General features: G+C 66.9%; 20 protein-coding genes, 1 other RNA gene and 1 pseudogene. 15 read left to right on the plus strand and 7 right to left on the minus strand.

Annotated elements, in window-relative coordinates:
- Entirely contained in the window at window positions 1-1032 is a 1032-nt protein-coding gene (locus PA6_RS04640; RefSeq protein ID WP_043216292.1) for a tetratricopeptide repeat protein, read from the plus strand.
- Window positions 1033-1047: 15 nt separating this feature from the next.
- Here PA6_RS04640 and PA6_RS04645 read toward each other — a convergent pair whose 3' ends face one another.
- Together PA6_RS04645 and PA6_RS04650 are read right to left on the minus strand one after the other, a co-directional pair.
- Window positions 1048-1332, minus strand: coding sequence for an HU family DNA-binding protein (locus PA6_RS04645; protein ID WP_021699722.1), 285 nt, complete (start codon window positions 1330-1332; stop codon window positions 1048-1050).
- A gap of 66 nt (window positions 1333-1398) precedes the next feature.
- Complete coding sequence (locus tag PA6_RS04650) at window positions 1399-1947, minus strand: hypothetical protein (RefSeq protein WP_021699723.1); 549 nt, start codon at window positions 1945-1947, stop codon at window positions 1399-1401.
- A gap of 152 nt (window positions 1948-2099) precedes the next feature.
- Between PA6_RS04650 and PA6_RS24740 the strand changes: the two are divergent.
- Both PA6_RS24740 and ffs read left to right on the plus strand, forming a co-directional pair.
- Window positions 2100-3734, plus strand: a pseudogene (locus PA6_RS24740) (methyl-accepting chemotaxis protein).
- A gap of 81 nt (window positions 3735-3815) precedes the next feature.
- Window positions 3816-3912: signal recognition particle sRNA small type (ffs, locus tag PA6_RS22660), an RNA gene on the plus strand.
- A gap of 120 nt (window positions 3913-4032) precedes the next feature.
- Here ffs and PA6_RS04660 read toward each other — a convergent pair.
- The 3 genes from PA6_RS04660 to imuA are packed head-to-tail and all read right to left on the minus strand — an operon-like array spanning window position 4033 to window position 9120.
- A complete protein-coding gene (locus PA6_RS04660; protein ID WP_021699726.1) occupies window positions 4033-7104 on the minus strand; it encodes an error-prone DNA polymerase in 3072 nt (1023 codons plus the stop codon).
- Complete coding sequence (locus PA6_RS04665; RefSeq protein ID WP_021699727.1) at window positions 7101-8507, minus strand: Y-family DNA polymerase; 1407 nt, start codon at window positions 8505-8507, stop codon at window positions 7101-7103. The genes PA6_RS04660 and PA6_RS04665 overlap by 4 nt, the downstream gene beginning before the upstream one ends.
- 7 nt (window positions 8508-8514) lie before the next feature.
- Entirely contained in the window at window positions 8515-9120 is a 606-nt protein-coding gene (gene imuA, locus PA6_RS04670; RefSeq protein ID WP_021699728.1) for a translesion DNA synthesis-associated protein ImuA, read from the minus strand.
- 196 nt (window positions 9121-9316) lie between these two features.
- Between imuA and dnaX the strand changes: the two genes are divergently transcribed.
- The 3 genes from dnaX (at window position 9317) to recR (ending at window position 12495) form a co-directional block, all read left to right on the plus strand.
- A complete protein-coding gene (gene dnaX, locus PA6_RS04675) occupies window positions 9317-11380 on the plus strand; it encodes a DNA polymerase III subunit gamma/tau (RefSeq protein WP_021699729.1) in 2064 nt (687 codons plus the stop codon).
- A gap of 24 nt (window positions 11381-11404) precedes the next feature.
- On the plus strand, window positions 11405-11731 hold the full coding sequence (locus PA6_RS04680; RefSeq protein WP_003460931.1) for a YbaB/EbfC family nucleoid-associated protein: 327 nt from the start codon (window positions 11405-11407) through the stop codon (window positions 11729-11731).
- A gap of 164 nt (window positions 11732-11895) precedes the next feature.
- A complete protein-coding gene (gene recR, locus PA6_RS04685; protein ID WP_021699730.1) occupies window positions 11896-12495 on the plus strand; it encodes a recombination mediator RecR in 600 nt (199 codons plus the stop codon).
- Window position 12496: 1 nt separating this feature from the next.
- Here recR and PA6_RS04690 read toward each other — a convergent pair whose 3' ends face one another.
- Both PA6_RS04690 and PA6_RS04695 read right to left on the minus strand, forming a co-directional pair.
- A complete protein-coding gene (locus PA6_RS04690; protein ID WP_255209912.1) occupies window positions 12497-12934 on the minus strand; it encodes a GNAT family N-acetyltransferase in 438 nt (145 codons plus the stop codon).
- A gap of 41 nt (window positions 12935-12975) precedes the next feature.
- On the minus strand, window positions 12976-13401 hold the full coding sequence (locus tag PA6_RS04695; RefSeq protein WP_021699732.1) for a rhodanese-like domain-containing protein: 426 nt from the start codon (window positions 13399-13401) through the stop codon (window positions 12976-12978).
- 96 nt (window positions 13402-13497) lie between these two features.
- Here PA6_RS04695 and ftrA point away from each other — a divergent pair, with 96 nt between their 5' ends.
- From ftrA to PA6_RS04740, 9 genes are all read left to right on the plus strand, one after another.
- Window positions 13498-14493 (plus strand): transcriptional regulator FtrA, encoded by a 996-nt coding sequence (gene ftrA, locus PA6_RS04700; protein ID WP_021699733.1) that lies wholly within the window; start codon window positions 13498-13500, stop codon window positions 14491-14493.
- Window positions 14494-14542: 49 nt separating this feature from the next.
- Entirely contained in the window at window positions 14543-15055 is a 513-nt protein-coding gene (locus PA6_RS04705; protein WP_021699734.1) for a sigma-70 family RNA polymerase sigma factor, read from the plus strand.
- 3 nt (window positions 15056-15058) lie between these two features.
- Window positions 15059-16012, plus strand: coding sequence for a FecR domain-containing protein (locus PA6_RS04710; RefSeq protein WP_021699735.1), 954 nt, complete (start codon window positions 15059-15061; stop codon window positions 16010-16012).
- A gap of 112 nt (window positions 16013-16124) precedes the next feature.
- Window positions 16125-18608, plus strand: coding sequence for a TonB-dependent siderophore receptor (locus PA6_RS04715; RefSeq protein WP_021699736.1), 2484 nt, complete (start codon window positions 16125-16127; stop codon window positions 18606-18608).
- Between the two features lie 68 nt (window positions 18609-18676).
- Window positions 18677-19864, plus strand: coding sequence for a PepSY-associated TM helix domain-containing protein (locus tag PA6_RS04720; protein WP_021699737.1), 1188 nt, complete (start codon window positions 18677-18679; stop codon window positions 19862-19864).
- A gap of 55 nt (window positions 19865-19919) precedes the next feature.
- Window positions 19920-20498: an eCIS core domain-containing protein gene (locus PA6_RS04725; protein ID WP_021699738.1), complete on the plus strand. Its 579-nt coding sequence runs from the start codon at window positions 19920-19922 to the stop codon at window positions 20496-20498.
- 56 nt (window positions 20499-20554) lie between these two features.
- Window positions 20555-21703, plus strand: a complete 1149-nt coding sequence (locus tag PA6_RS04730; protein ID WP_021699739.1) for an acyl-CoA dehydrogenase family protein — start codon at window positions 20555-20557, stop codon at window positions 21701-21703.
- Between the two features lie 72 nt (window positions 21704-21775).
- On the plus strand, window positions 21776-22900 hold the full coding sequence (locus PA6_RS04735) for a response regulator (protein ID WP_021699740.1): 1125 nt from the start codon (window positions 21776-21778) through the stop codon (window positions 22898-22900).
- A 65-nt stretch (window positions 22901-22965) separates the two neighbouring features.
- Entirely contained in the window at window positions 22966-24678 is a 1713-nt protein-coding gene (locus PA6_RS04740; RefSeq protein ID WP_021699741.1) for a two-component system response regulator, read from the plus strand.
- The last annotated feature ends 9 nt before the right edge of the window (window positions 24679-24687 follow it).

Here is a 24687-nt window from a genome sequence, read left to right on the forward strand (position 1 = left end):
ATGAACAGGAACGCTCTTGTTTTGCTGTTGCCGTTGGTATTGGCCGGCTGCCAGACCACAGGGCCGGTGCTTGGCGGGTTTCAGCCGAAATCCGTCTACGGTGGCAAGGATTCCGTCCTGTACCAGGTACAGGAGCAGGCCGACTCGCCCGATCAGGCTATGCGCATGGGTGAAGCGGCCTATCGCGGGGGCGCGCTGGACCAGGCGCTGTACCAGTATCTGCGTGTCCTGGAGTTGGACCCCGGACGCTATGAGGCGCTGGTGTGGATCGGGCGCATTCACCGCGAGCGCGGTAACAATCATCTGGCCGAGCTGGCCTTCACCGATGTGCTGCAGAGCCAGCCGGAGAACCCTCAGGCACTTGCAGAGATGGGTTTGCTGCAACTGGCCATGCGCCGCCCCGACAGCGCGCGTGAGCTACTTGGCAAAGCCATGGCAGCTGACCAGCAGCGTCTGGGGGGCGCTGGCGAGAGTTTGAGGGTGGATAGCGCTTCGCCACTCAAGGTGTACAACGGGCTGGGCGTGTTGGCAGACCTGAACAACGATTTCGAGCGCGCTTCACAGTTTTACGCACTGGCCCAGCAGATCGACCCGCGCTCGGCGCTGGTAGCCAACAGCCAGGCCTACTCCTTTTATCTGGCCGGCAAATGGCATGAAGCGGAGATGCAGTACCGTCGCGGCATCAGCTTCGATAGCCGCTATGAGCCATTGTGGCGTAACTATGGCCTGCTACTGGCTCGTACGGGTCGATACGAGGAGGCCCTGTCGGCCTTCGAGCAGGTCGAGGGGCGCGCCGAGGCGAGTAATGATGTGGGTTATATCTGCCTGATCGAAGGCAAACTGGACGTAGCCGAGCAGTTCTTTCGCAGTGCTATCGACCAATCGCCGGCACACTTCGAGATGGCCTGGGAGAACCTGCGGCGCGTGGAGCAGATCCGTCGGTTGCGTCAGGAGGGGGTAGGGCGGGAAGACTCCGCAGCTGTCGAAGCCTTCGCCGTAGTGCCCAGCGGGAAGCTGCAGGCCTCGCCCTGAAAAGCCCTGTGTTTGTCAGGCCTGATTGAGGCCGTCAGTCAGTGCCTTTGCCGGCACCAGTTTGACTGCTTTCTTCGCCGCGATCTGGATCGCCTTGCCGGTGGCCGGGTTGCGGCCGGTACGGGCCGGGCGTTCGTTGACCTTGAGCTTGCCGATGCCCGGCAGGCTGATCTCGCCATCGTTCTCCAGGGCATCGGCAACGATTTCACCGAGCTGGTCGAGCAGGGCGCGCACGTCGCTCTTCTGCAGGTCGCAGGCTTCGGCGAGGTCGGAAATCAGCTGGTCTTTGGTGATGGCCATGGGGCGCTCCGGTCGGTGTGTGTGGGCGGGCAAGCTAGCACAAAACGCCGTAACTCTCTGCGTCTGTCATTCGATGCACAGGCGGACCTGTCGCTGCTGCTGGTCGAGGCATTCGCGCGGCGCCGACTGCGTGTCGAGAAAGAGCGTGAGCAGGTAGAGCGCGAGACTGCAGAACAGCACCAGCGCAATGAGCAAGCTCGCGCGCAGAGGGTTGGGAAGCGGCGGGGCTCTCAGCAGCAGGGGCGATGTCAGCAGGAGGCTGGCTACCCCCAGGCTCCACAACTCGTCACGGCTCGGCGACAGGAGTAGCTGCCCATGTCGATCATCCGGATACAGCAGCCACTGGACGATGGCCGCCATGGCCATGGCGCAGCCCATACTCAGGCCTGCAGGGCGTACGAAACGCAGGCCGGCCAGCCAGGCCAGAGCGAGCAGCGTCCAGGCCAGCAGCAACAGATAAAGGCCATATTCGCCTCCCATGCCGCCCAGCAATGTGCCGCCGTTGTCGCGTACCGGCAGGCGCAGGGCGCCGCCCAGCATAGCCAGGCCGGCTGCCGTCGACAGGCATATCAGGCTGGTTAGATTGCCGAGCCCGCGAGTCAGTGATGAAGGCATTGCGATCCTTTAATCGGAAAGGGGGGCAGATTAGAGCACTGTTGGGCTCTCGCTGGCGCCAAGGTGTTCGCAAGATGACCTGACTCCCCAGTTGCCCGGCGCTGGCTATGCTTAGTGCAAACAACAACATTGGTAATGTGTGGAGTCCCATCATGTTGCGTCTATTTGCCGACCTCGGTTTTCGCTGGAAGATTGCCCTGCCAATCCTGCTGCTTGCTGGTCTGCTGGTGCTCATCGGCAGCCTCGGCGTCCAGGGTATCGGTCAGGTGGCCGACTCCAGCACTCGCCTGACCAATCGCTATCTGCCGGCTATCAGCCTGCTGTTGAACGCGGATCGGGACCTCTACCAGGCCTTCGTGGCCGAGCGCAGCCTGCTCGACGAAGCGGCTGGCGAGTTTGCCCAGAGCCTGCGCGACTCCCATGCGGAGAACCTGCAGCAGGCCTACGAGCGCGTGCACAAGTATGCCGATATGCAGCCGGGTGCCGAGGCCAAGGCCCTGGTGGCCAAGTTCGACGCAGGCTTTGCGCAATGGAAGAGCACCTCCGACAAGGTGCTGGCGCTGACTGAATCGGACCCCGCTGCAGCGTCTGCGCTCAGTTATGGCGACAGCGAGGCGCAGTTCGAGGCGATGCGCGATGCCATCGACAAGCTCGGTGAGATGGAGGACAACGAAGCCAATGCCGAAGGCAAGGCAGCTATGGCCCTAGGTGAGGAGCGCAGCTGACAACAGGGGCTGATCATCGCCATCGGCTTGCTGATCTGTACCGTGCTGGTACTGGGCTTCCCGCTGCTGGTGACCCGCCCCCTGCACAATCTGCTGAACCGCATCGAGCAGATCGCCGAGGGTGATGGCGATCTGCGCGTGCGCCTGGAAGTGCTTTCGCGCGACGAGCTGGGCAAGCTCAGCGACGCCTTCAATCGTTTCCTCGACAAGCTGCAGCCGTTGATTCGCGAGGTTGGTCGGGTGACGGGCGAAGTCGCCGAATCGGCGCAGACGTTGGCCGGCATGGCGGCGGCCAACGACCGACTTATCACCAGTGAGCATGCGGCGGTCGACCAGGTCAGCACCGCCGCCACCGAGATGAGCGCAGCCGTGCACGAGGTGGCGCGCAATGCGCAGAACGCCGCCGATGCGGCGCGCAGTGCCGAGGTGCAGTCGCGTGAGGGCGCCGAGGTGGTAGGGGCTACCATCCATGCCATCCGCCAGCTGGCCCATGAGGTGGAGAGTGCCTCCGACACCATCCAGACCCTGGAGCAGGAAACGGCCAACATCGGTGCCGTTCTGGCGGTGATCAAGGGGATCGCCGAGCAGACCAACCTGCTGGCACTTAACGCTGCCATCGAAGCAGCGCGCGCCGGCGAGCAGGGGCGCGGCTTTGCCGTGGTGGCCGACGAGGTGCGGGCGCTGGCCGCGCGCACCCAGGATTCCACCAAGGACATCCAGCAGATGATCGAGCGCCTGCAGGGTGGCGTGCAGAATGCGGTCAAGGCCATGCATGTCGGCAGCGAAAAAGCGCGCTTCAGCGTCGAGCGGGCTGCCGGCGTGGACGGCGCGCTGTCTGCCACCGGTGACTCGGTGGCACGGATCAACGATATGGCCGCGCAGATCGCCACCGCCTGCGAGGAGCAGAGCAGCGTGACCGAGGAGATCGCACGCAACATCAGCGACATCCGCGACCTCTCCAACGAGGCGGCCCAGACCTCCGAACAAAGCACTCAGGCCAGTGCCCGCCTGTCCGAGCTGTCGCATGGCCTGGCCCAGCTGGTGGGCCGTTTCCGTGTGTAAGTGATTGAAGCGGTTGTAACTTCCCGGTTTACCAGTACAATGGCGCGGCCCGTCGTTCGACGGGCTTCGTTATGGTGGTCCCATCGGTCCCCCCGCAACGATTACCCGTCAACCTGGTCAGGTCCGGAAGGAAGCAGCCATAGCGGGAACATCGTGTGCCGGGGTGTGGCTGGTGGGGCCGCCTCCAAATCTCCATGAATGCCGACGATCCTTGCCTTGGTCACCCAGGTGATCCAAAAGGTGATCCATCGCTGCGCTTCTGCAAATCAGTGCTGTCCTCTACCGCTCCTTCTCGGGCTTAGCGGAAATCCCGGCTGCGTACATCCAGGCCCTCGAGCAGTGGCGTGAGGTCGTGCAGGCGCCCGGCGATGACGTGGCGTACGCCGCTCTTTTCTTCCAGATGGCCGTCCACCTGCATCAGTTGTGCGCTGACCAGCACCCGGCGCTGACGCTCGGCCAGTTCGTGGCGGACCACTACGTTGACCATGCCATGTTCGTCCTCGAGTGTGACGAAGGTGATGCCGCTGGCGGTCTGCGGACGCTGACGGCCTCTGACCAGGCCGGCGATCTTGACCAGGCGGCCGTTGCCGATCTGCAGCAGCTCCGCCGCGCTGCGGCAGCGGCGTGACTGCAGCTCCGCGCGCAGCAGGCTGAGCGGGTGCGGGCCGAGTGTCGTGCCGCTGGTGGCGTAGTCGCCGAGTACATCTTCGCCGATGCTGGGCGCTGGCAGCTGCACGGCGATTTCGGCCTCCGCTGGCAGGCTCGCGAACAGTGGCGCCTGTTCCTCCACGCCGGCTACCGCCCAGCGCGCCTGGTGGCGGTTGCCGGCCAGGCCCTGCAGGGCTCCGGCATCTGCGAGCAGGGCGCGGCAGCGCGAATCCAGGCCGGCGCGCAGGCACAGGTCGGCGATATCGGAGAAGGGCTGCTGCTGCCGTGCAGCCATCAGGCGCTGCATATCTGCCTGGTGCAGCCCGCGGATCAGGCGCAGACCCAGGCGGATGGCGGGTTGTGCTCCCGCGGCTGGCTCCAGGCTGCAGTCCCAGGTGCTGTGCCGCACATCCAGCGGGCGCACTTCGACAGCATGGCGGCGAGCGTCCTGCAGCAGCTGGTCGGGGCTGTAGAAACCCATCGGCCAGCTGTTGATCAGGGCGCAGGCGAAGGCGGCGGGCTCATGGCACTTCAACCAGCTGCTGGCGTAAGTCAGCAGGGCGAAGCTGGCGGCATGTGATTCGGGGAAACCGTAGTCGCCGAAGCCCTTGATCTGCTCGAAGATGCGCGCGGCAAACTCGGGGCTGTAGCCACGTTCCAGCATGCCCTGGGTGAGTTTTTGCCGGTGCGGCTCCAGGCCGCCGCGGCGCTTCCACGCGGCCATGCAGCGGCGCAGGTCGTCCGCTTCGCCTGGCGTGTAGCCGGCGGCAACCACCGCCAGCTCCATGACCTGTTCCTGAAACAGGGGAATGCCCAGGGTGCGCTCGAATACGGGCTTGAGTTCAGCGCTGGGGTAGGTGACCGCTTCTTCATGATTGCGGCGTCGCAGATAGGGATGAACCATGTCGCCCTGGATCGGGCCGGGGCGGACGATGGCTACCTCGATGACCAGGTCGTAGTAACACTGCGGGCGCAGGCGCGGCAGCATGGCCATCTGTGCGCGTGATTCGATCTGGAACACGCCGATGGTGTCGGCGCGGCTGATCATCTGGTAGGTGGCCCGGTCTTCCTGGGGTAGCGTCGCCAGGGTCCAGCGCTGGCCGCGGTAGTGGGCGATCAGGTCGAAGCAGCGGCGCAGGGCGGTGAGCATGCCCAGAGCCAGCACATCGACCTTGAGCAGGCCGACTTCGTCCAGGTCGTCCTTGTCCCACTGGATCACCGTGCGCTCGGCCATGGCGGCGTTCTCCACCGGCACCAGCTCGCACAGCGGCTGCTCGGAGATGACGAAGCCGCCGGGGTGCTGCGACAGGTGGCGGGGAAAGCCGATCAGCGCCTCGGTCAGCGCCAGGACCCGACGCAGCGCGGGGCTGTCCGGGTCGAAGCCGGCCTCGCGCAGGCGCTCGGGCGGTGGCAAGCGATCGGTCCAGCGGCCACAGCAGTCGGCCAGGGCACCTTGCTGCTGCGCCGGCAGGCCGAGGGCTTTGGCCACGTCACGGATGGCGCCGGCGCCATGATAGGTGTTGACCACGGCGGTGAGGGCAGCGCGGTCGCGGCCATAGCGGCGGAACACGTACTGGATGACCTCCTCGCGGCGCTCGTGCTCGAAATCCACGTCGATGTCCGGCGGCTCGTTGCGCTCGCGCGACAGGAAGCGCTCGAACAGCAGGTTGCTGCGACTGGGGTCGAGCTCGGTGATGCCGAGCACGAAGCACACCGCCGAGTTGGCCGCAGAACCCCGGCCCTGGCAGAGGATGTGCTGGCTACGGGCGTAGGCGACGATGTCGTGCACGGTGAGGAAGTAGCTCTCGTAGCCCAGTTCGGCGATCAGCTGCAGCTCTTTCTCCAGCTGATCGCGCACCTTCTGTGTCGCTCCATCCGGCCAGCGCTTGCGCATGCCTTGCTCGACCAGGTGGCGCAGCCAGCTGGTCGGCGTCTCGCCCTTGGGCACCACTTCATGCGGGTACTGGTAGCGCAGTTCGCTCAGGTCGAAATGGCAGCGCTCGGCGATCTGCAGGCTTTCTTCGAGCAGCTGCGGCGGGTACAGCGTGCACAGCTCCGCCACAGTACGCAGATGGCGCTCGCCGTTGCTGAATAGATGCTGGCCGGCCTCGGCCACGCACAGGTGATGGCGGATGGCGGTCATGCAGTCCTGCAGGGCGCGGCGGCCACGGGCGTGCATATGCACATCGCCGCAGGCCACGGCGGGAATGCCGGTTTGCTCGGCCAGTGCCAGTAACTCGGCCAGGCGCCCGGCATCGTCCGGGCCGCGGTGTAGCTCCACGCCCAGCCACAGGCGCTGGGGGAGCAGCGTGTGCAGCCAGCGGCCGTCCTGTGCGTTCCGTTGCTCGGGCAGCCACAGCGCCAGCAGGCCCTCCAGCGGCGCCGACAGGTCCTCGCGCAGCAGGCGATAGCTGCCCTTGTCGGCACGCCGGCGGGCGCGGGTGATCAGCTGGCACAGGCGCTGGTAACCGGCCAGGTTCTCCACCAGCAGAACCAGCTTGGGGCCGTTGTCGATGCGCAGCTCGCAGCCGACGATCAGCGGCAAACCGCTTTCCTTGGCCGCCTGCCAGGCGCGCACGATGCCGGCCAGGCTGCATTCGTCGGTGATCGCCAGGGCGCGGTAGCCCAGGCGCCGGGCGCGCTCGAACAGCTCCTGGGCGCTGGAGGCACCGCGCTGGAAGCTGAAGTTGGACAGGCAGTGCAGCTCGGCATAAGCGCTCATGCGAACCACCCGTGCAGCTGGAACGGCTCGTCCGTGCCGACGCTGCGGAACACCCAGGCGCGCTGGCCGTTGCGGGTTTCCACCAGATAGTAGTCGCGGCGCAGATCGCCGCCGTCCCACCAGCCGGATTCGATGCGCTCCGGGCCGGCGAGGATGCGCGCCAGTGGTTCGCGCAGCGGCTGTGGCTCGTGCAGCAGCCAGCCCGGACGCGGCCGATCGGCGAGAGGCATGGCCTTGCCGGGGAAGGGGCGCCAGGCGCATTCGGGGCGTGGGTCGGCGTGGGCGTTGAGGCCGTGCAGGGCGTCGTCGCCGAGACGGGCGCGCAGGCGTTCGCGCAGCTGCTCCCAGCTCTGCTTCTGCTGGGGGCGTGGATCGAACAGCTCACGGCATTCGGGGACGAAGGCCGGCAGGTCGCGGGCCGTCAGCGCCAGGGCCAGCACCGGCGCGGGCAGTTGCAGCTGCTCCAGGCGCACGCGGGTCAGCTCGAAGAGCAGGCCGGCGTCGCGTTCGGCGGCGAGCAGGCCGACCTTGAGCTCGGTGGCCACGCCGCTGCGGTGCTCCAGGGCCAGGCTGAAGCGCTGCACACCACCGTCGCGGCTGGCCAGGTAGGCCGCCAGGTCGCCCAGGGCGCGGCGCAGCGGAAACAGCAGGGCCTGATGCGAGGCGACCTCGAAGTTCAGCTCGATGCGCGTGCTGAACTCGTCCGGCGGCAGGTAGAAGTCCAGCCCCAGCGGGCGGTGGCCGAGCAACTGGTCCAGGTGCTCCAGCAGCTTGGGTGGAAAGCGCCTGGCCAGGCCTTCGCGCGGCAACTCCAGCACCTGGCTCAGCTGGCGCAGGCCCATGCGTGTCAGGGCACCGACCATCTCACCGGGCAGGCCGGCGCGGTTGATCGGTAGCTGAGCGATGGCCTGGGGCAGTTCCCGCTCGCCGACGGCCAGCTCGGCGTGGGCATTGGCCAGGGCGCGCGCGGCGGCCGGATTGGGTGCTAGGACGATGCGATGGCGATAGCCCAGGGCATCCAGCTCCGTGCGCAGCCGTTGCTCCAGGCGGGGCCAGGGGCCGAGCAGGGCCAGGCTGGAATGCACCTCCAGCAGCAGGGCGCGCGGATAGTGCAGGCTGACCTGCGAGCTGAAGCGGTAGGCCCAGGCGGCGAGGAACTGCTGGCAGCGCTCCACGGCGGCCAGGTCGTAGTCGGCAGTGGCGAAATCGCGACTGAGCAACTGGGCGGCGTTCAGCGCCATGCCGGGGCGCAGGCCGAGTTCACGCGCCGCCGGGTTGAGCGCCTGCAGCACGCGGCGATTGGCCGGCCCGCTGAGCAGTACCAGCGGGGCCTGCGGGTCGTCGCGCTGGCGCAGTGCGTGGTCCAGCGCCAGTTGCGGCAGGAGAATGCAGGCCCAGCGCATCTCGGCCTCAGAGTGCGATGGCGCGCGCCGGCGCCAGGCCGCCGCGGCATTTGAGCACGCGCACTTGCGCCGGCCCTTCCAGCAGCAGGCGCAGGGCGGCAGGCGAGGGGTTATGCGCGGCACTGGCCGGGCGATAGGCGAAGCCCAGGGTCTGGCCGGTTTCGGCGGCTACCTGCAGGCGGCGCAGGGCGCGGTCGCTGGCGTGTTCCGGCCAGCACAGTACGGCGCCACAGCTGCCGGAGCGCAGGCACTGCTCGGCGGCCCACAGGGCGTCTTCCTCATTGGCGTGCACGATCTCCAGGCAGTGCAGGTCGATACCAGCCAGCTGCCAGGCCGGCGCGTAGGGCAGGAAGGGTGGGGCGATCAGAAGCAGACGCTCGCCGGCCTGGCTCAGCCGTGCCAGGGTCGGCCACAACAGCTGCAGCTCGCCCAGGCCGGGCCTGGGCAGGAGAATTTCGCTGAGCGCCGCCTCTGGCCAGCCGCCACTGGGCAGAGAGGCATCCAAGCGGCTATGGCCACTGGGTTGCGAGCTGCTTGGCGTTTTCTGGGCTTGTCCCTTCCAGACGCGGCGCTCGTCGAGCAGGCGATCGAGGGCGATGACCGATGCATTCATGAGTGGCACCGGTAATGAAGGACTGAGAGGGTTGGCATGGTTGGGGCCGCTAAAATACTGTATATAAAAACAGTATTTGATAAGTCGCACCTCTACAAGTCCACTCCGATGAGGGGTGCTGTCCACGGCGGATGCAATTTGCCTGGTGCTCCGCTAGGATTAGCCACTTCCGCTTTCCCAGCCGCGACGGTTTTTCATGAGTTATCAGGTTCTTGCACGTAAATGGCGCCCGCGCAGCTTCCGCGAGATGGTTGGCCAGACCCATGTGCTCAAGGCCCTGATCAACGCCCTGGACAGCCAGCGCCTGCACCACGCCTACCTGTTCACCGGTACCCGCGGCGTGGGCAAGACCACCATCGCGCGGATCATCGCCAAGTGCCTGAACTGCGAAACCGGCATCAGCTCCACGCCTTGTGGCACCTGCTCGGTCTGCCGCGAGATCGACGAGGGCCGCTTCGTCGACCTGATCGAAGTGGACGCCGCGAGCCGCACCAAGGTCGAGGACACCCGCGAGCTGCTGGAGAACGTGCAGTACGCACCGAGCCGCGGGCGCTACAAGGTCTACCTGATCGACGAAGTGCACATGCTCTCCACACACTCGTTCAACGCGCTGCTCAAGACCCTTGAAGAGCCGCCACCCCACGTCAAATTCCTGCTCGCCACCACCGACCCGCAGAAGCTGCCGGTGACCATCCTCTCGCGCTGCCTGCAGTTCTCCCTGAAGAACATGCCGCCGGAGCGAGTGGTCGAGCACCTGACCCATGTACTGACCGCCGAGAGCATTCCGTTCGAGGAAGACGCCCTGTGGCTGCTCGGCCGCGCCGCCGACGGCTCGATGCGCGACGCCATGAGCCTGACCGACCAGGCCATCGCCTTCGGTGAGGGCAAGGTGCTGGCCGCCGATGTGCGCTCGATGCTCGGCACCCTCGATCACGGCCAGGTCTACGGCGTGCTGCATGCACTGCTGGAAGGCGATGCCCGTGCGCTGCTCGAAGCGGTGCGCCACCTGGCCGAGCAAGGCCCGGACTGGAATGGCGTGCTCTCGGAAATGCTCAACGTGCTGCACCGCGTGGCCATCGCCCAGGCGCTGCCGGAAGCGGTGGACAACGGCCAGGGCGACCGCGACAAGGTACTCGCGCTGGCCCAGGCGCTACCGGCCGAGGACGTGCAGTTCTACTACCAGATGGGCCTGATCGGCCGCCGCGACCTGCCGCTGGCGCCGGACCCGCGCGGCGGCTTCGAGATGGTGCTGCTGCGCATGCTGGCGTTCCGCCCGGCGGATGCCGACGGGGCGCCGAGGTCACCTTTAAAGGATCTGGGGATCAGCAAGGCCACCGCTGATTCCAGCCAGACCCCGGTGGCCGGTGTGGCCCCCGTGGCTGCGCCGGCCGCTATCGTTGCTCCGGTTGTGGCGCAACCTGCGCCAGTGGCCGAGCCTGTGGCGGCTCCGGCTCCGGCTCCGGCTCCGGCTCCGGCTCCGAGTGAAGTTGCCACTTCTGCAGCCGCACCGACCGTGGTTGCTGCACCTGCACCTGCACCTGTCGAACTGCCTGCGCCAGTGGTCGAGGCAGCGCCGGTCGATCTGCCCTGGGAAGCGCCCGCAACACAATCGCCCGTACAGGTTGCCGAGCCGGTCGCGCAGGTTGCTGCAAGCGTTCCGGAAGCCACTGCCGCTGTGCAGCCCGAGCCGGCACCGGTTGCCTCGGCCCCGAGCGCTGCGGCAGCGCCGGTCGAGGAGGGCGATGACGATGAGCCGCCGCCCGGTGACTACGACTACTACGAGGCCGATGCCGACAGCCTCGATTACGACTTCGACGCGCCCGCGGCGGCGCCGGTCGAGCCCGAGCCGCTGCCGGCAGCGCAGCCGGCCACCGGCCTGGCCGCCGAGTGGCTGGACCTGTTTCCGCGCCTGGGCCTGTCCGGTATGACCGGCAGTATCGGCGCCAACTGCACCCTGGTCGAGGCCAACGGTGACGACTGGCTGCTGCACCTGGACCCGGCGCACAGTGCGCTGTTCAATGCCACCCAGCAGCGCCGGTTGAACGAGGCGCTCAATCAGCACCTGGGGCGCAGCCTGAACCTGCGCATCGAGCTGCTGCGTCCCGGGCAGGAAACTCCGGCCCAGGCCGCCGCTCGCAAGCGCGCCGAGCGTCAGCGCCTGGCCGAGCAGTCGATCCACGACGACCCGCTGGTGCAGCAGATGATTCAACAGTTCGGGGCGAGCATTCGTCCCGACTCCATCGAACCCCTGACTCCCTGAGTCGATTAGCCGAGGAACACCATCATGATGAAAGGCGGCATGGCAGGCCTGATGAAACAGGCGCAGCAGATGCAGGAAAAAATGCAGAAGATGCAGGAAGAGCTGGCCAACGCCGAAGTCACCGGCCAGTCCGGCGCCGGCCTGGTGAGCGTGGTGATGACCGGTCGCCACGACGTCAAGCGCATCACCCTGGACGACAGTCTGATGCAGGAAGACAAGGAAGTGCTGGAAGACCTGATCGCCGCGGCGGTGAACGATGCCGTGCGCAAGGTCGAGCAGAACAGCCAGGAGAAGATGTCCGGCATGACCGCAGGTATGCAGCTGCCCCCCGGCTTCAAAATGCCGTTCTAAACCGGGCCGCCCAGTCGACGCACATGGCTGCGTTGCTCAAAGGCGCGGGCATCCTCATTTACGTCAGTAAACTCCGGTGCCCACGCCTTCTCGCGCCTTGCCCTGCACGCCGCCTGAACGCCCCCTTACTCCGTGCTGCTCCTTTCTCATAGCGACACTTATCCATGAGCTTCAGCCCCCTGATCCGCCAACTGATCGATTCGCTGCGTCTTCTCCCCGGTGTCGGGCAGAAGACCGCGCAGCGCATGGCGCTGCAGTTGCTGGAGCGCGACCGTAGTGGCGGCATGCGCCTGTCGCAGGCGCTGGCGGCGGCGATGGAGGGGGTGGGGCACTGCAAGCGTTGCCGCACCCTGAGCGAGGACGAGCTGTGCCCGCAGTGCAGCGACCCGCGCCGCGACGACGCGCTGCTGTGCGTGGTCGAGGGGCCGCTGGACGTGTTCGCGGTGGAGCAGACCGGCTATCGCGGGCGCTACTTCGTGCTCAAGGGCCATCTCTCCCCGCTGGACGGCCTGGGCCCGGAAGCCATCGGCATTCCCGAGCTGCTGGCGCATATCGGCGCCAGCCAGTACGGCGAAGTGATCCTCGCCACCAACCCGACGGTGGAAGGCGAGGCCACCGCCCACTACATCGCGCAGATGTTGGGCGGCAAGGGCATCGTCCTGTCGCGCATCGCCCATGGCGTGCCGCTGGGGGGCGAGCTGGAGCTGGTGGACGGCGGCACCCTGGCCCATGCCCTGGCCGGGCGCCGGCCGATCTCCGGCTGATTCAGCCGCGCGCCAGTCTCTGCAGCGCGGTGTCATCCATCTCGTAGGCGATCCATTTCCGTACCGGGCGCCCGCCCAGGCGCTGGTAGAAGCTTTCCGCGCGCGTATTGCCGGCCAGAACGTCCCAGTGCAGGCGTCCGGCGCCTTGTCCGAGGGCCCAGTTCGCCAGCTCCACCAGCAACCGCCGGCCCAGCCCTGACGAGCGCTGGGCGGGGCGCACGTACAGCTCCTTGAGCCGGGCCGTGGGTCGCAGGTCGTAGGTGAACGGAATCAGCAGCGCCAGCGCATAACCGAGCAGCTCGCCCTCGGCCTCGGCGACGAACACCTGGCACTGTGCGGCGGGGCCGAAGGCGCGCTGGCGCAGCGCCTGTTCGTCCACGGCGAACTCCGTCAGGTAGTCCTCGAACGCCGCCAGTTCGCGCATCAGTTCCAGCAGCATGGGCACGTCCGCTAAGCCAGCGGCACGTACCCGCACGGGGCTCAGCATGCGCAGCTGACGCTCTGCGGTTGGGCATCGCCGCCGACTAGGCTCAGGCCCTCGTCGAGCCAGCCGGTGACGCCGCCGATCATCTCCTTCACCGCGTAGCCGAGGTTGGCCAGGCGCACGGCGGCGCGGTGCACGCCGTTGCAGTGCGGGCCGGCGCAATAGACGACGAACAGGGTGTTGCGCGGGAACTCGGCCATGCGCTCGGCGCTCATCAGGCGGTGCGGCAGGTTGAGCGCGCCCGGTACGTGGCCGGCGGCGTAGGCGGCCTCGCCGCGCACGTCGAGCAGGACGAAGTCGACCTGGCCCTCCTGCTGGCTGTGGTGGACGTCCGAGCAATCGGTCTCGAAGCTCAGGCGCTGGCTGAAGTGCATCAGGGCAACGGCGGAAGGGGCGGCGGGGAACTGACTGACCAGGCTCATGGTGGAACTCCTCGTGGTGGGGGATGGCGCCACTGTATGAGTCGCCGCCACTCGGCTACAGTGGCGGCTCGGACAGCTATCGGAAATTTTCCGCCAATGCGCAACGACCCCGGCCTGGTGGCCATCCTCGCCTACGACGGCCTGTGCACCTTCGAATTCGGCATCGCCGTGGAGATCTTCGGCCTGGCGCGGCCGGAGTTCGATTTCCCCTGGTATCGCCATCGCATCGTCGGCCTCGACGAGGGGCCGATGCGCGCCATGGGTGGCATCCGGGTGCTGGCCGATGCCGGCCTGGAAGTCCTGGCCGAGGCGCGCACCATCGTCATTCCCGGCTGGCGCGACCGTGCCGAGCTGCCGCCGCCGGCGTTGCTGGATGCCCTGCGCGAGGCCCACGGGCGCGGCGCGCGACTGCTGTCGATCTGCTCCGGGGTATTCGTGCTGGCGGCCAGCGGTTTGCTCGATGGCCAGCGCGCCACCACCCACTGGCGCTACACGGATGAACTGGCGCAGCGCTACCCGGCCATCGAAGTGGACCCGCAGGTGCTGTATGTCGACGCCGGCCAGCTGATCACCTCGGCCGGCAGCGCCGCCGGCATCGATGCCTGCCTGCACCTGGTGGCGCGCGACTTCGGCAACCAGGTGGCCAACCGCGTGGCCCAGCGCCTGGTAATGGCGCCGCAGCGGGCCGGCGGCCAGGCCCAGTTCATTCCCGCACCGGTGGCGCATTCGGCGCGCCACGATCTGTCCGGCCTGCTGGAGTGGGTGCGCCAGCGCCTCGACCAGCCGCTGGAGGTCAGCCAGCTGGCGGCGCGGGTGGCGATGAGCGAGCGTACCTTCCTGCGCCGCTTCGGCGCGGCCACCGGCATGACGCCCAAGGCCTGGCTGCAGCACGAGCGCCTGGCCCGTGCCCGCGAGCTGCTGGAGAGTAGCGGGCAGAGCGTCGAGCGCATCGCCGAGCAGTGTGGCTATCGCACCGTGGAGAGCTTCCGCATCGCCTTCCGCAACCACCTGGGATTGCCGCCGAGTGCCTATCGCGAGCGTTTCGGCAAGCACGGCAAAAAAGCGCAGACGACGCTGGCGGAAAACACTTGAGAAGCATTACCATTCGCGCCATCTCAACGCCCAGTAGCAGACGTTTTCCATGGCGCTCAGCGCGGCCTCTCAGCAGCAAGCCCTTCAACAGCTCTATGTCGACCATCACGGCTGGTTGCACGGCTGGCTGCGCCAACGCATGGGCTGCGCACAGAACGCCGCCGACCTGGCCCAGGACACCTTCCTGCGCCTGCTGAGCAAGGAGCGCGATCTCACGCCGCTGCGCGATCCGCGCGCCTACCTGTCGACCATCGCCCACTCGCTGCTGGTCAACCACTGGCGGCGCCTGGCCATCGAGCGCGCCTACCTGGAATCCCTGGCCCTGCAGCCGGAGCAGTACGCGCCGTCGCCGGAGCAGCGCGAGCTGATCATGGCCACCCTGCTGCAGATCGACGCCATGCTGCGCCGCCTGCCGGGCAAGGTGCGCGACGCCTTCCTCATGGCCCAGCTGGATGGCCTGACCTACGCGCAGATCGCCGTGAAGCTCGACGTGTCCGAGCGCATGGTGAAGAAGTACATGGCCCAGGCCATGCTCCACTGCCTGACCCCGGCGCAGGACTGAGCCATGGCCGGCAGCGCTTCCCCGATCGACTTCGTCGTGCTGCAGCAGGCCGCCGACTGGTTCGCCCTGCTGCGTGACGAGCGCGTCAGCGAGCTGGACCGCCAGGCCTGGCAACGTTGGTTGGACGCCCAGCCGCAGCATCGCCAGGCCTGGCAGCGGGTGGAGAGCGTCAGCGGTCAGTTCGAGCGTCTGCCGCAGCGCCAGGCGGCGCGTTCGGCCCTGCAGGCGCGCGGAGTGGACCGGCGCCAGGCGCTCAAGGTGCTGTCGATCATCGGTGGCGGCAGCCTGCTGGCGCTGACCGGCCGCACGCTGCCCTGGCAGCAGTGGCAGGCCAACCAGCGCACGGCGGTGGGCGAGGTGCTCGGCAGCCAGCTGGCCGATGGCAGCCGTCTGTGGCTGAACACCGACAGCGCGCTGGACGTGGACTTCACCGCCGAACTGCGGCGCCTGGCGCTGTATCGCGGCGAGGTGCTGGTCGAGGCGGCCGACGATGCCCGTCCGTTGTGGCTGGAAACCGCCCATGGGCGCCTGCGGGTGCAGGGCGGGCGTTTCGCCGTGCGCCAGCAGGACGATGGCTACCTGGTCTCGACCCAGGTCGGCGCGCTGGAGATTCTCGGTGCACGCCGGCAGAGCCTGGTGGCGGGGCAGCAGGCCTATTTCGATGCCCAGTGGGTGGACCGCCCGGCGCCGCTGCGCCAGGGCCAGCAGGCCTGGACCCACGGCATTCTGCAGGCCGACGACATGCCGCTGGGCCAGTTCATCGCCGAGCTGTCGCGCTATCAGCACGGCCACCTGGGCTGTGATCCGCAGGTGGCCGATCTGCGCCTGGTCGGCGCCTTCCCACTGGCCGAGCCGGAGCGCATCTATGCCGCCCTGGAGGCCAGCCTGCCGGTGCGCGTGGTGCGCCGGCTGCCCTGGTGGATCAGCATCGAGCCACGCAACGCCGCTGCGGTTTGAGTGCAGGCGAAAATATTTTTCATTTGCGGTTCCCCTTTTTTCATCTCGCCTGGCTCCAGGGGCAGAAGGGCGATTTCGCCCGGCCATTGTTTACGAGACCCAGGGGATTTCCATGCGTAGCACCATCAACCGTCCGGCTCCTCAGACCCTGCGCCGCGCCATTCGCGCCGCCGTGCTGGCCATGCCGCTGGCCGCCCTGCAGCCGGCCCTGATTGGCCAGGCCCATGCCGCCGAAGCCGAGCAGAACCTGCGCAGCTACGCCATTGCGGCCGGTCCGCTGTCCAGCGCCCTGAGCCAGTTCGCCGGCGAGGCGGAGATACTCCTGGCGGTCGATGGCCAGCTCACCGCCGGCAAGCAGAGCCAGGGCCTGCAGGGCCAGTATTCGGTGGGCGAGGGCCTGGCCAAGCTGCTGCAAGGCAGCGGCCTGCAGCTGGTGCGCGATGCCAGCGGCGGCTATTCGTTGAGCGCGGCGGGTGAGGGCGGTGCCAGCCTGTCGCTGGAAACCACCGAGGTCGAAGGCTTCGCCCTGGGCAACGCGCTGGGCAGCATGGACGGCTACAACGCCACCCACAGCAGCGTGGCGACCAAGACCAGCAAGGAGCTGGTGAAGACCTCGCAGAGCGTGTCCGTGGTGACTGCCGCGCAGATCGAGGAGCAGGGCTCGCGCACCGTCGCCGAGGCCACCCGCTACACCGCCGGCGTGCTCACCAACCCCTACGGCAACACTCACCGCTACGACTATCTGGCCATGCGCGGGATCAACGACGGTTCGGTGGACAACATCATCATCGACGGCCTGAAGTCCATGGGCGATCCCGGCTCGTTCACCAGCCTGCAGATCGACCCGTACTTCATCGAGCGCATCGACGTACTCAAGGGCCCGTCCTCGGTGCTCTACGGTCGCAGCAACCCGGGCGGCCTGGCGGCGCTGACCACCAAGCGTCCGGAGTTCGAGCAGGCCGCGCGCATCGACGTGTCCTACGGCAGCCACGACTACAAGCAGACCGCCTTCGACGTCACCGGCCCGCTCAACGACAACATCGCCTACCGCCTGGTCGGCCTGGCCAAGGACGCCGACGTGCAGGTCGACCATGTCGAGGAGACCCGCTACGCGCTGATGCCCAGCCTGATGCTCAACCTGGGCGAAGACACGCTGCTCAACCTCTACGCCTACCTGCAGCACGACCCGAACGGCGGCTACCACGGCAGCGTCCCGGCCTCCGGCACCCTGCACAAGCGCAATGGCGAGCGTATCTCCGGCAGCTTCTTCGAGGGCGATCCGAGCGTCGAGGAGTTCACCCGCACCCAGCAGATGCTCGGCTACGAGCTGGAGCACCGCTTCAACGACATCTGGAGCGCGCGGCAGAACTTCCGCTACCTGGACGCCAGCAGCGACAACAGCCAGGTGTGGGGCAACGGCTACCTGAGCGCCACCAGCAACGAGCTGGTCCGCGGCTTCAGCGGCGGCGAGGAGAACCTGCACGCCTGGATCGTCGACAACATGCTGCAGGCCGAATTCGCCACCGGCGCGGCGCAGCACACGGTCGTCACCGGCCTGGACTACCAGTACTCGAAGAACAAGGTGCGCTACGACCGCGACTACACCAGCGTCGGCCCGATCGACGTGTTCGACCCGGTCTACGACAACAACGACCTGGCCGATCTGGCCACCGTCAGCGATGCCCTGCGCCGGCAGAAACAGGCCGGCCTCTACGTGCAGGACCTGATCGAACTGGGCGGCTGGAACTTCACCGCCGGCCTGCGTCAGGACTGGTACGACGTGTCCATCGACGACTACCAGCAGGGCACCAAGGACGCCAACACTGGCGACAAGCTCAGCGGTCACCTCGGCGTGCTCTACGCCTTCGAAAACGGCCTGTCGCCGTACCTGAGCTACTCCACCTCGTTCAACCCGACCTCCAACTACTCCGATGGTGCGCAGATTCTCAAGCCGACCACCGGCGAGCAGTGGGAAGCCGGCCTGAAGTTCCAGCCGCCGGGCACCGACGACCTGTACACCATCTCCTTCTTCACCATCGAGATGGAAAACCTGTTCGCTAAGGAAAACAGCTTCACCGACAGCTACGAATACAAGGGCGTCGGCGGCATCGACTCCAAGGGCGTGGAGCTGGAGGCCCGCGTGCAGGTGACCGACAACCTGCAACTGATGGGCAGCTACACCTACAACGACGTGGAATACAGCAAGTCCTACTTCATCTTCGCCGACTCCAGCTACACCACTGTGGTAGATGCCAAGGGCAACACGCCGTACCAGACCCCCGAGCAGATGGCCAGCCTGTGGGCCGACTACGGCTTCAAGGACGGCCTGCTGGCCGGCCTGAGTATCGGCGCCGGCGCGCGCTACGTGGGCGAGAGCGAGGGCAGCGACCTCAACGACTTCCAGGTGCCGTCCTACACCCTGTTCGATGCGTCGGTCAGCTATGACCTGGCCAACGTCGGCCTGCAGGGCACCTCGGTACGGGTCAACGCCAACAACCTCACCGACGATTACTACGTGGCCTCCTGCTACTCGGCCACCGCCTGCTACCTGGGCGAGGAACGCACCGTGGTGGCCACCGTCACCCAGAAGTTCTGATGCGCTGAAACGGCCGCCGTCTCGTGAGGGACGGCGGCTTTCTGCTGTTTGCGAGACGGGAACACATCATGCGCAACATCCTGGTTCTGCTGCACCGCTACCTGGGCCTGGCCACGGCGATCTTCCTCGCCCTGGCCGGTCTGACCGGCAGCGTGCTGGCCTTCCACCACGAGCTGGACGAGTGGCTCAACCCGCAGTTCTATCAGACCGACCACGCCGCCACGGCGCGCATGGACGGGCCGAGCCTGATCGAGCGGCTGGAGGCCGAGCACCCGCAGCGCCTGGTCTGGTACATGGAACAGCCGGACGAGCCCGGCCACTCGGCGCTGCTGGCCACCGTGCCGCGTACCGATCCGGCCAGCGGCCAGTCTTATCCGCTGGCGCCGCGGGTGTTCTACCTCGATCCGGCGAATGGCGCGGTGCTGGGCGAGCGGGAGTGGGGCGCGTGCTGCTTTTCGAAAGAAAACCTGGTGCCCTTCATCCTCGAGTTCCACTACAACCTCAGCCTGCCGGGCAACTGGGGCATCTGGCTGATGGGCATCATCGCCATCCTCTGGACCATCGATTGCCTGGTCTCGCTGTGGCTGACCCTGCCGCGTGGCCGGCCGTTCTGGCGCAAGTGGGACAAGGCCTGGAAGATCAAGCGCCAGCGTCTCAACCATGACCTGCACCGTGCCGGCGGCCTGTGGCTATGGCTGCTGCTGACGCCGGTGGCGGTGAGCAGCGTGGCCATGAACCTGCCGGCCGAGGTGTTCAAACCGGTGGTGTCGCTGTTCTCCGAGGTGCCGCTGAGCACCTACGAGGCGCGCGGGCGACTGGCCAAGGAAGAACTCGGCGAGCTGAAGCTGGATTACCGCCAGGCCTATGCGCTGGCGCGGGAGGAGGGGGATCGCCTGGGCTTGCACGCGCCGATCACCGAGCTGTACTACAGCTTCGAGTACAACTTCTTCGGTGCCGGTTTCGGCGACCATGCCAGCGACGAGGGCAACGCCTGGGTCTTCTTGCATGGCGAGGACGGTCGTGTGATCGGCCGCGAGATCCCCGGTGTCGGTACCCTGGGCGAGCGCTTCTACCAGCTGCAGCTGCCGATCCACGGCGGGCGCATCCTCGGCTTCCCCGGGCGGGTGTTGATCGCCGTGCTGGGGCTGGCCATCGCCGTGCTCAGCGTCACCGGCGTGGTCATCTGGTGGCGCAAGCAGCGTGCCCGGCAGTTCGCCTCGCAGCGTGTTGAGCGTGGACTGGCTGAGCGGGGATAATCCGCCCGCGCCCGTGGTCATAGCCGGCGCCCCGCAACTCTCCCCGGAACTCCCTGTGCGCCTGCTGCCCTTTCGACTGAGTACCCTGCTGCTGGCGCTGGCCCTGCCGGCCGGCGCCAACACCTGTCCGCCTGGCCAGGTGCAGGTCTGCCTCTATGGCTGCCTGTGCGTGCCGGAGTACGCCCAGGTGCAGGAACAGGCGCTGGAGCTGGCGGCCAGCAACCTGCAGGGCTGGATTCTGCAGTCGCGCCAGCAATTGCTGGCCGCCGGCAGCGCACCGATGCCGGCGGCGATCCACCAGCAGCTGCTGGCCTGGTATCCGGCCGAACTGCTGGATACCGTGCGCTACCGGGTGGGCGGCGGCGAGCAGCTGGATGCCGCCAGCACCCTGTTGCAGAACCCGGACATCCAGGCCGTAACCCTGGTCGATCTGATCGTGTTCCGCGAGGCCGAAGCCGCCGCGCTGGATGTCGCCCTCTGGGCCCACGAACTGCACCATGTGCAGCAATACCGTGCGTGGGGCGTGGAAGGCTTTGCCCGCCGCTACACGCGGGACTTCGAGGCGGTCGAGGGGCCGGCCTATGACCTGCAGGTGCGGGTCTCGCGCGCACTGCGAGAACAGACGGGCTATTGAAAACCAAGCAAGCGCTAGGTTAGTGTGGCGGGAAACAACAACCGGGAGCCACCCGCATGTCCGCCCTTCAGGAATACTTCGACCCCTCACATCAGCTGGTACGCGACTCGGTGCGCCGTTTCATCGAACGCGAGGTGTTGCCGCACATCGCCGACTGGGAGGAAGCCGAGGAGTTCCCCCGCGAGCTGTACCGCAAGGCCGGCGCCGCCGGGATTCTCGGCATCGGCTACCCGGAGCAGTTTGGCGGCAGCCATGAGGGCGACCTGTTCGCCAAGGTGGCGGCCAGCGAGGAGCTGATGCGTTCCGGTTCCGGCGGTTTGGTCGCCGGCCTCGGTTCGCTGGATATCGGCTTGCCGCCGGTGCTCAAGTGGGCCAAGCCGGCGCTGCGCGACCGCGTGGTGCCCGAGGTGCTGGCTGGCGAGAAGATCATGGCGCTGGCGGTGACCGAGCCTTCCGGCGGTTCCGACGTGGCCAACCTGAAGACCCGTGCCGTACGTGACGGCGATTACTACCGCGTCACCGGTAGCAAGACCTTCATCACCAGCGGCGTGCGTGCCGACTACTACACGGTGGCCGTGCGCACCGGCGGCGAGGGCTTTGGCGGCGTCAGCCTGCTGCTGATCGAGAAGGGCACCCCCGGCTTCACCGTTGGCCGCTCGCTGAAGAAGATGGGCTGGCGCTCCTCGGATACCGCCGAGCTGTTCTTCGACGACTGCAAGGTGCCGGTGGAGAACCTGATCGGTGCCGAGAACATGGGCTTCGCCTGCATCATGGCCAACTTCCAGAGCGAGCGCCTGAGCCTGGCACTGATGGCCAACATGACCTCGCAGATGGCCCTGGAAGAGGCCATGAGCTGGGCGCGCGGGCGCGAGGCCTTTGGCAAGCCGATCGGCAAGTTCCAGGTACTCAAGCACCGCCTGGCCGAGATGGCCACCCAGCTGGAAGTGTCCCGCGAGTTCACCTACCGCCAGGCGGCGAAGATGGCCGTCGGCAAGAGCGTGATCAAGGAAATCTCCATGGCCAAGAACTTCGCCACCGACGTGGCTGACCGCATCACCTACGACGCGGTGCAGATTCTCGGCGGCATGGGTTACATGCGCGAAAGCCTGGTGGAGCGCCTGTACCGCGACAACCGCATCCTTTCCATTGGCGGCGGTTCGCGGGAGATCATGAACGAGATCATCAGCAAGCAGCTGGGGCTCTAGCGCGGCACTGACAGGCCGGGGGCGGCATTAGCGTCTATCGTTGCAGGCAGACTCCTTCGCCGAGAGCCGCCCATGCGCGTGATGATTGTGGACGACGACCCCTGGCTGGCCGATCTGCTCAAACAACTGGTGCTCAATGCCCGCCCGGCTGCAGCCGTGGACTGTTTCGGTGATGCCGAGCATGCGCTCGATGCCTGGCAACGCAGCCGCTATCAGTTGGTGTTGGCCGACTGGAACCTGCCGGATGATTCGGGGCTCAGCTTGCTGCGGCGCATTCGCCAGCACGATGGGGATACTCCGCTGGTGATGATCACCGGCCGCTCGGACCGCGAGAGCGTGCTGGCGGTGCGGCCGCTGGCGATCAGCGCCTACATCACCAAGCCCTTCGACGTCCCCAAGGTACTGGCCTGCATCGAACACTTGCTGCCGGCCGATGGCACGCAGCCGGCGGCGCTAGCTTCCCAGGAGGACCTGCTGGCCTACCTGGGACACCTCTCGGCGACTGATCTCGACTTGCCGCTGCTGGCCAGGGTCAGGGACCAGCTGAAGCAGTTATGCCAGGGCGTACCGCTGGATTTTCGCGAGCTTGGCGAGGCGTGGCAGCACGATCCGGCGCTCTGTGCCTATCTGATCGCGGCCGCCAACAGTGCGGCGTATGGCGTGGCTGGCCAGGTCTGTGTCGGACTGCCCGACGCACTCAAGCGCCTGGGTGGGCGCACCAGCCTGAATCTGGCCGTGGCCCTGGCGCTGCGGCAGGCCTGCACGGAGGACGACACACTGCCATCGCTGCTGCTGCGTGAACATCTGGAGGCTGCGGAACGCCTGGCCGACCAGGTAGTGGCCCTGGCACGCCAGGCCGGCATCGACCCTGCGCCGTTGCAGGTCGCCGCGCTGCTGCATCGCATGGGCGAGCTCTGCGTGCTGTTGCAGAGCCAGAGGTGGGCCAGCCAGGGCCATGCCCTGGATGATCGTGTGCTGGGGCGGGCCATTGGCGATTTTGCCAGGCCGTTCGCCATCGCCCTGAAAAGCCAGTGGGGCCTGCCGATAGCGTTACGCGAGCTGATCGGCGCGATTTATGCGCTGCCGCAGGTCCAGTTCCGCCGTGAGCAGGTGCTGATGCGTCTGGCGGCGGCATTGTGCAATGGTGAGCCGCCGGCTACCGTAGAACGGCTCAGGCGCCTGGCCGGATTGGGGTGAACCCATGTGCGCGGAGCTGGTCTAGTCTGAGTAGGTAGTCAGAAAAGGACTTCCGGGGAGGCCGAATGGCCGAACACCTGTTCAATGCAGCGCCGGTGATATTGATCGTCGACGACCAGCCGAGCGACGTGCTGATGCTCAGCGAGGCGGTACGTGACCTCGGCGAGGTGCATGTGGCCAGCGATGGTCGCATGGCGCTGGAGGTGGCGCGTTTCTGCAGGCCGGATCTGGTGCTGCTGGATATCCAGATGCCGCAGATGAACGGCTTCGAGATCTGCCGGGCGATGAAGGCCGACCCCAAGCTGTGCGATGCCGCCATCCTGTTCGTCACCTCGCACACGCAGAGCGAGAACGAAATCAAGGCGCTCGAATACGGCGGTGTGGACTTCATCCAGAAGCCGCTGAACCTGCCGGTGGCGCGTGCCCATGTGCGTGCGCACCTCAACCTGCGGGCCGAGGCGAAGAAGCTGGCCTACTACGATGCCCTGACCGGCCTGCCCAACCGCGTGCTGCTGCAGGATCGTGCCGAGCAGGCGCTGCAGAAGGCGCAGCGCGGCCAGGGGCGGGTGGCCATGCTGCTGCTCGACCTGGACAACTTCAAGAGCATCAATGACTCGGTGGGCCACTCGGTCGGCGATGCCGTGCTCAAGGAGCTGGCCTGGCGTCTGAGCGATAGCTCGCGGGCAATCGATACGGTGAGCCGCCAGGGCGGCGACGAATTCGTCATCCTGCTGCCGGATGTGCAGCGCTTCGAGGCCATCGGTGACTGCGTGGAGCGCCTGCTGGCAACCATCGCCCAGCCGATCGAGGTGGATGGCAATGCCTATCGGCTTTCGGCCAGTATCGGCATCGGCGTGTTTCCCGACGACAGTGCGGACCTGGAGGCGCTGTATCGCCACGCCGATGCGGCCATGTACCAGGCCAAGCAGGATGGCCGTAATCGCTACCGCTTCTTCTCGCAGAACATCGAGAGCAGCACGCGCGCTCGTCATCTGCTCGAGAACCACATGCGCAGCGCCCTGGAGCAGGGCGTGTTCGAGGTCTTTTACCAGACCAAGTTCGACGCCCGGCGCAGCCGGATCTGTGGCATGGAGGCGCTGATCCGCTGGCGCAGCGGTGATGGCACGCTGGTGTCGCCGGCCGAGTTCATTCCCCTGGCCGAGGAGACCGGGCTGATCGTGCCCATCGGCAAATACGTGCTGCTGCGCGCCTGTGCCGATGCGGGCGAGCTGCAGCGCCTGGGCTTGCCGGTCTGCGTCAGCGTGAATATCTCCGCGGTGCAGTTTCGCGAGGAGAGCTTCCTGGGCATGGTCAAGGGCATCCTGGCGCAGACCGCTTTGCCGCCCAGCCTGCTGGAGCTGGAGATCACCGAGGGCGTGCTCGCCCATGACATCGCCGCGGCCAGCGCCACCCTGGGCGAACTCAAGGCGATGGGCGTGCGTATCGCCATCGATGACTTCGGCACCGGCTATTCCAGCCTGTCCTACCTCAAGCGCCTGCCGATCGATGTACTGAAGATCGATCAGAGCTTCGTGCGTGACATGCTCGGCGACCGCAGCGACGCCGCCATCATCGAGGCGATAGTGCGCCTGGGCCAGGCGCTCGATCTCGAACTGATCGCCGAGGGCGTGGAGACCCAGGCCCAGGTCGACCGCCTGCTGGAGCTGGGCTGCGAGCTGATGCAGGGCTACCTCTACTGCCGTCCCATGCCGTTCGCCCAGCTCAGCCTGTTCCTCGAGGCGGATGCGGCAAGCCGCAGCGGGCAGCTTTCCACCTAGGAGGTTCGC

Source organism: Aquipseudomonas alcaligenes NBRC 14159 (genome assembly GCF_000467105.1).
In the GTDB taxonomy this organism is placed as follows: domain Bacteria; phylum Pseudomonadota; class Gammaproteobacteria; order Pseudomonadales; family Pseudomonadaceae; genus Aquipseudomonas; species Aquipseudomonas alcaligenes.

Coding starts and splice junctions, on each gene's coding strand:
- PA6_RS04640 (WP_043216292.1), top strand. CDS start 1: ATGAACAGGAACGCTCTTGTTTTGCTGTTGCCGTTGGTATTGGCCGGC.
- PA6_RS04645 (WP_021699722.1), bottom strand. CDS start 1,332: ATGGCCATCACCAAAGACCAGCTGATTTCCGACCTCGCCGAAGCCTGC.
- PA6_RS04650 (WP_021699723.1), bottom strand. CDS start 1,947: ATGCCTTCATCACTGACTCGCGGGCTCGGCAATCTAACCAGCCTGATA.
- PA6_RS04660 (WP_021699726.1), bottom strand. CDS start 7,104: ATGAGCGCTTATGCCGAGCTGCACTGCCTGTCCAACTTCAGCTTCCAG.
- PA6_RS04665 (WP_021699727.1), bottom strand. CDS start 8,507: ATGCGCTGGGCCTGCATTCTCCTGCCGCAACTGGCGCTGGACCACGCA.
- imuA (WP_021699728.1), bottom strand. CDS start 9,120: ATGAATGCATCGGTCATCGCCCTCGATCGCCTGCTCGACGAGCGCCGC.
- dnaX (WP_021699729.1), top strand. CDS start 9,317: ATGAGTTATCAGGTTCTTGCACGTAAATGGCGCCCGCGCAGCTTCCGC.
- PA6_RS04680 (WP_003460931.1), top strand. CDS start 11,405: ATGATGAAAGGCGGCATGGCAGGCCTGATGAAACAGGCGCAGCAGATG.
- recR (WP_021699730.1), top strand. CDS start 11,896: ATGAGCTTCAGCCCCCTGATCCGCCAACTGATCGATTCGCTGCGTCTT.
- PA6_RS04690 (WP_255209912.1), bottom strand. CDS start 12,934: ATGCTGCTGGAACTGATGCGCGAACTGGCGGCGTTCGAGGACTACCTG.
- PA6_RS04695 (WP_021699732.1), bottom strand. CDS start 13,401: ATGAGCCTGGTCAGTCAGTTCCCCGCCGCCCCTTCCGCCGTTGCCCTG.
- ftrA (WP_021699733.1), top strand. CDS start 13,498: ATGCGCAACGACCCCGGCCTGGTGGCCATCCTCGCCTACGACGGCCTG.
- PA6_RS04705 (WP_021699734.1), top strand. CDS start 14,543: ATGGCGCTCAGCGCGGCCTCTCAGCAGCAAGCCCTTCAACAGCTCTAT.
- PA6_RS04710 (WP_021699735.1), top strand. CDS start 15,059: ATGGCCGGCAGCGCTTCCCCGATCGACTTCGTCGTGCTGCAGCAGGCC.
- PA6_RS04715 (WP_021699736.1), top strand. CDS start 16,125: ATGCGTAGCACCATCAACCGTCCGGCTCCTCAGACCCTGCGCCGCGCC.
- PA6_RS04720 (WP_021699737.1), top strand. CDS start 18,677: ATGCGCAACATCCTGGTTCTGCTGCACCGCTACCTGGGCCTGGCCACG.
- PA6_RS04730 (WP_021699739.1), top strand. CDS start 20,555: ATGTCCGCCCTTCAGGAATACTTCGACCCCTCACATCAGCTGGTACGC.
- PA6_RS04735 (WP_021699740.1), top strand. CDS start 21,776: ATGCGCGTGATGATTGTGGACGACGACCCCTGGCTGGCCGATCTGCTC.
- PA6_RS04740 (WP_021699741.1), top strand. CDS start 22,966: ATGGCCGAACACCTGTTCAATGCAGCGCCGGTGATATTGATCGTCGAC.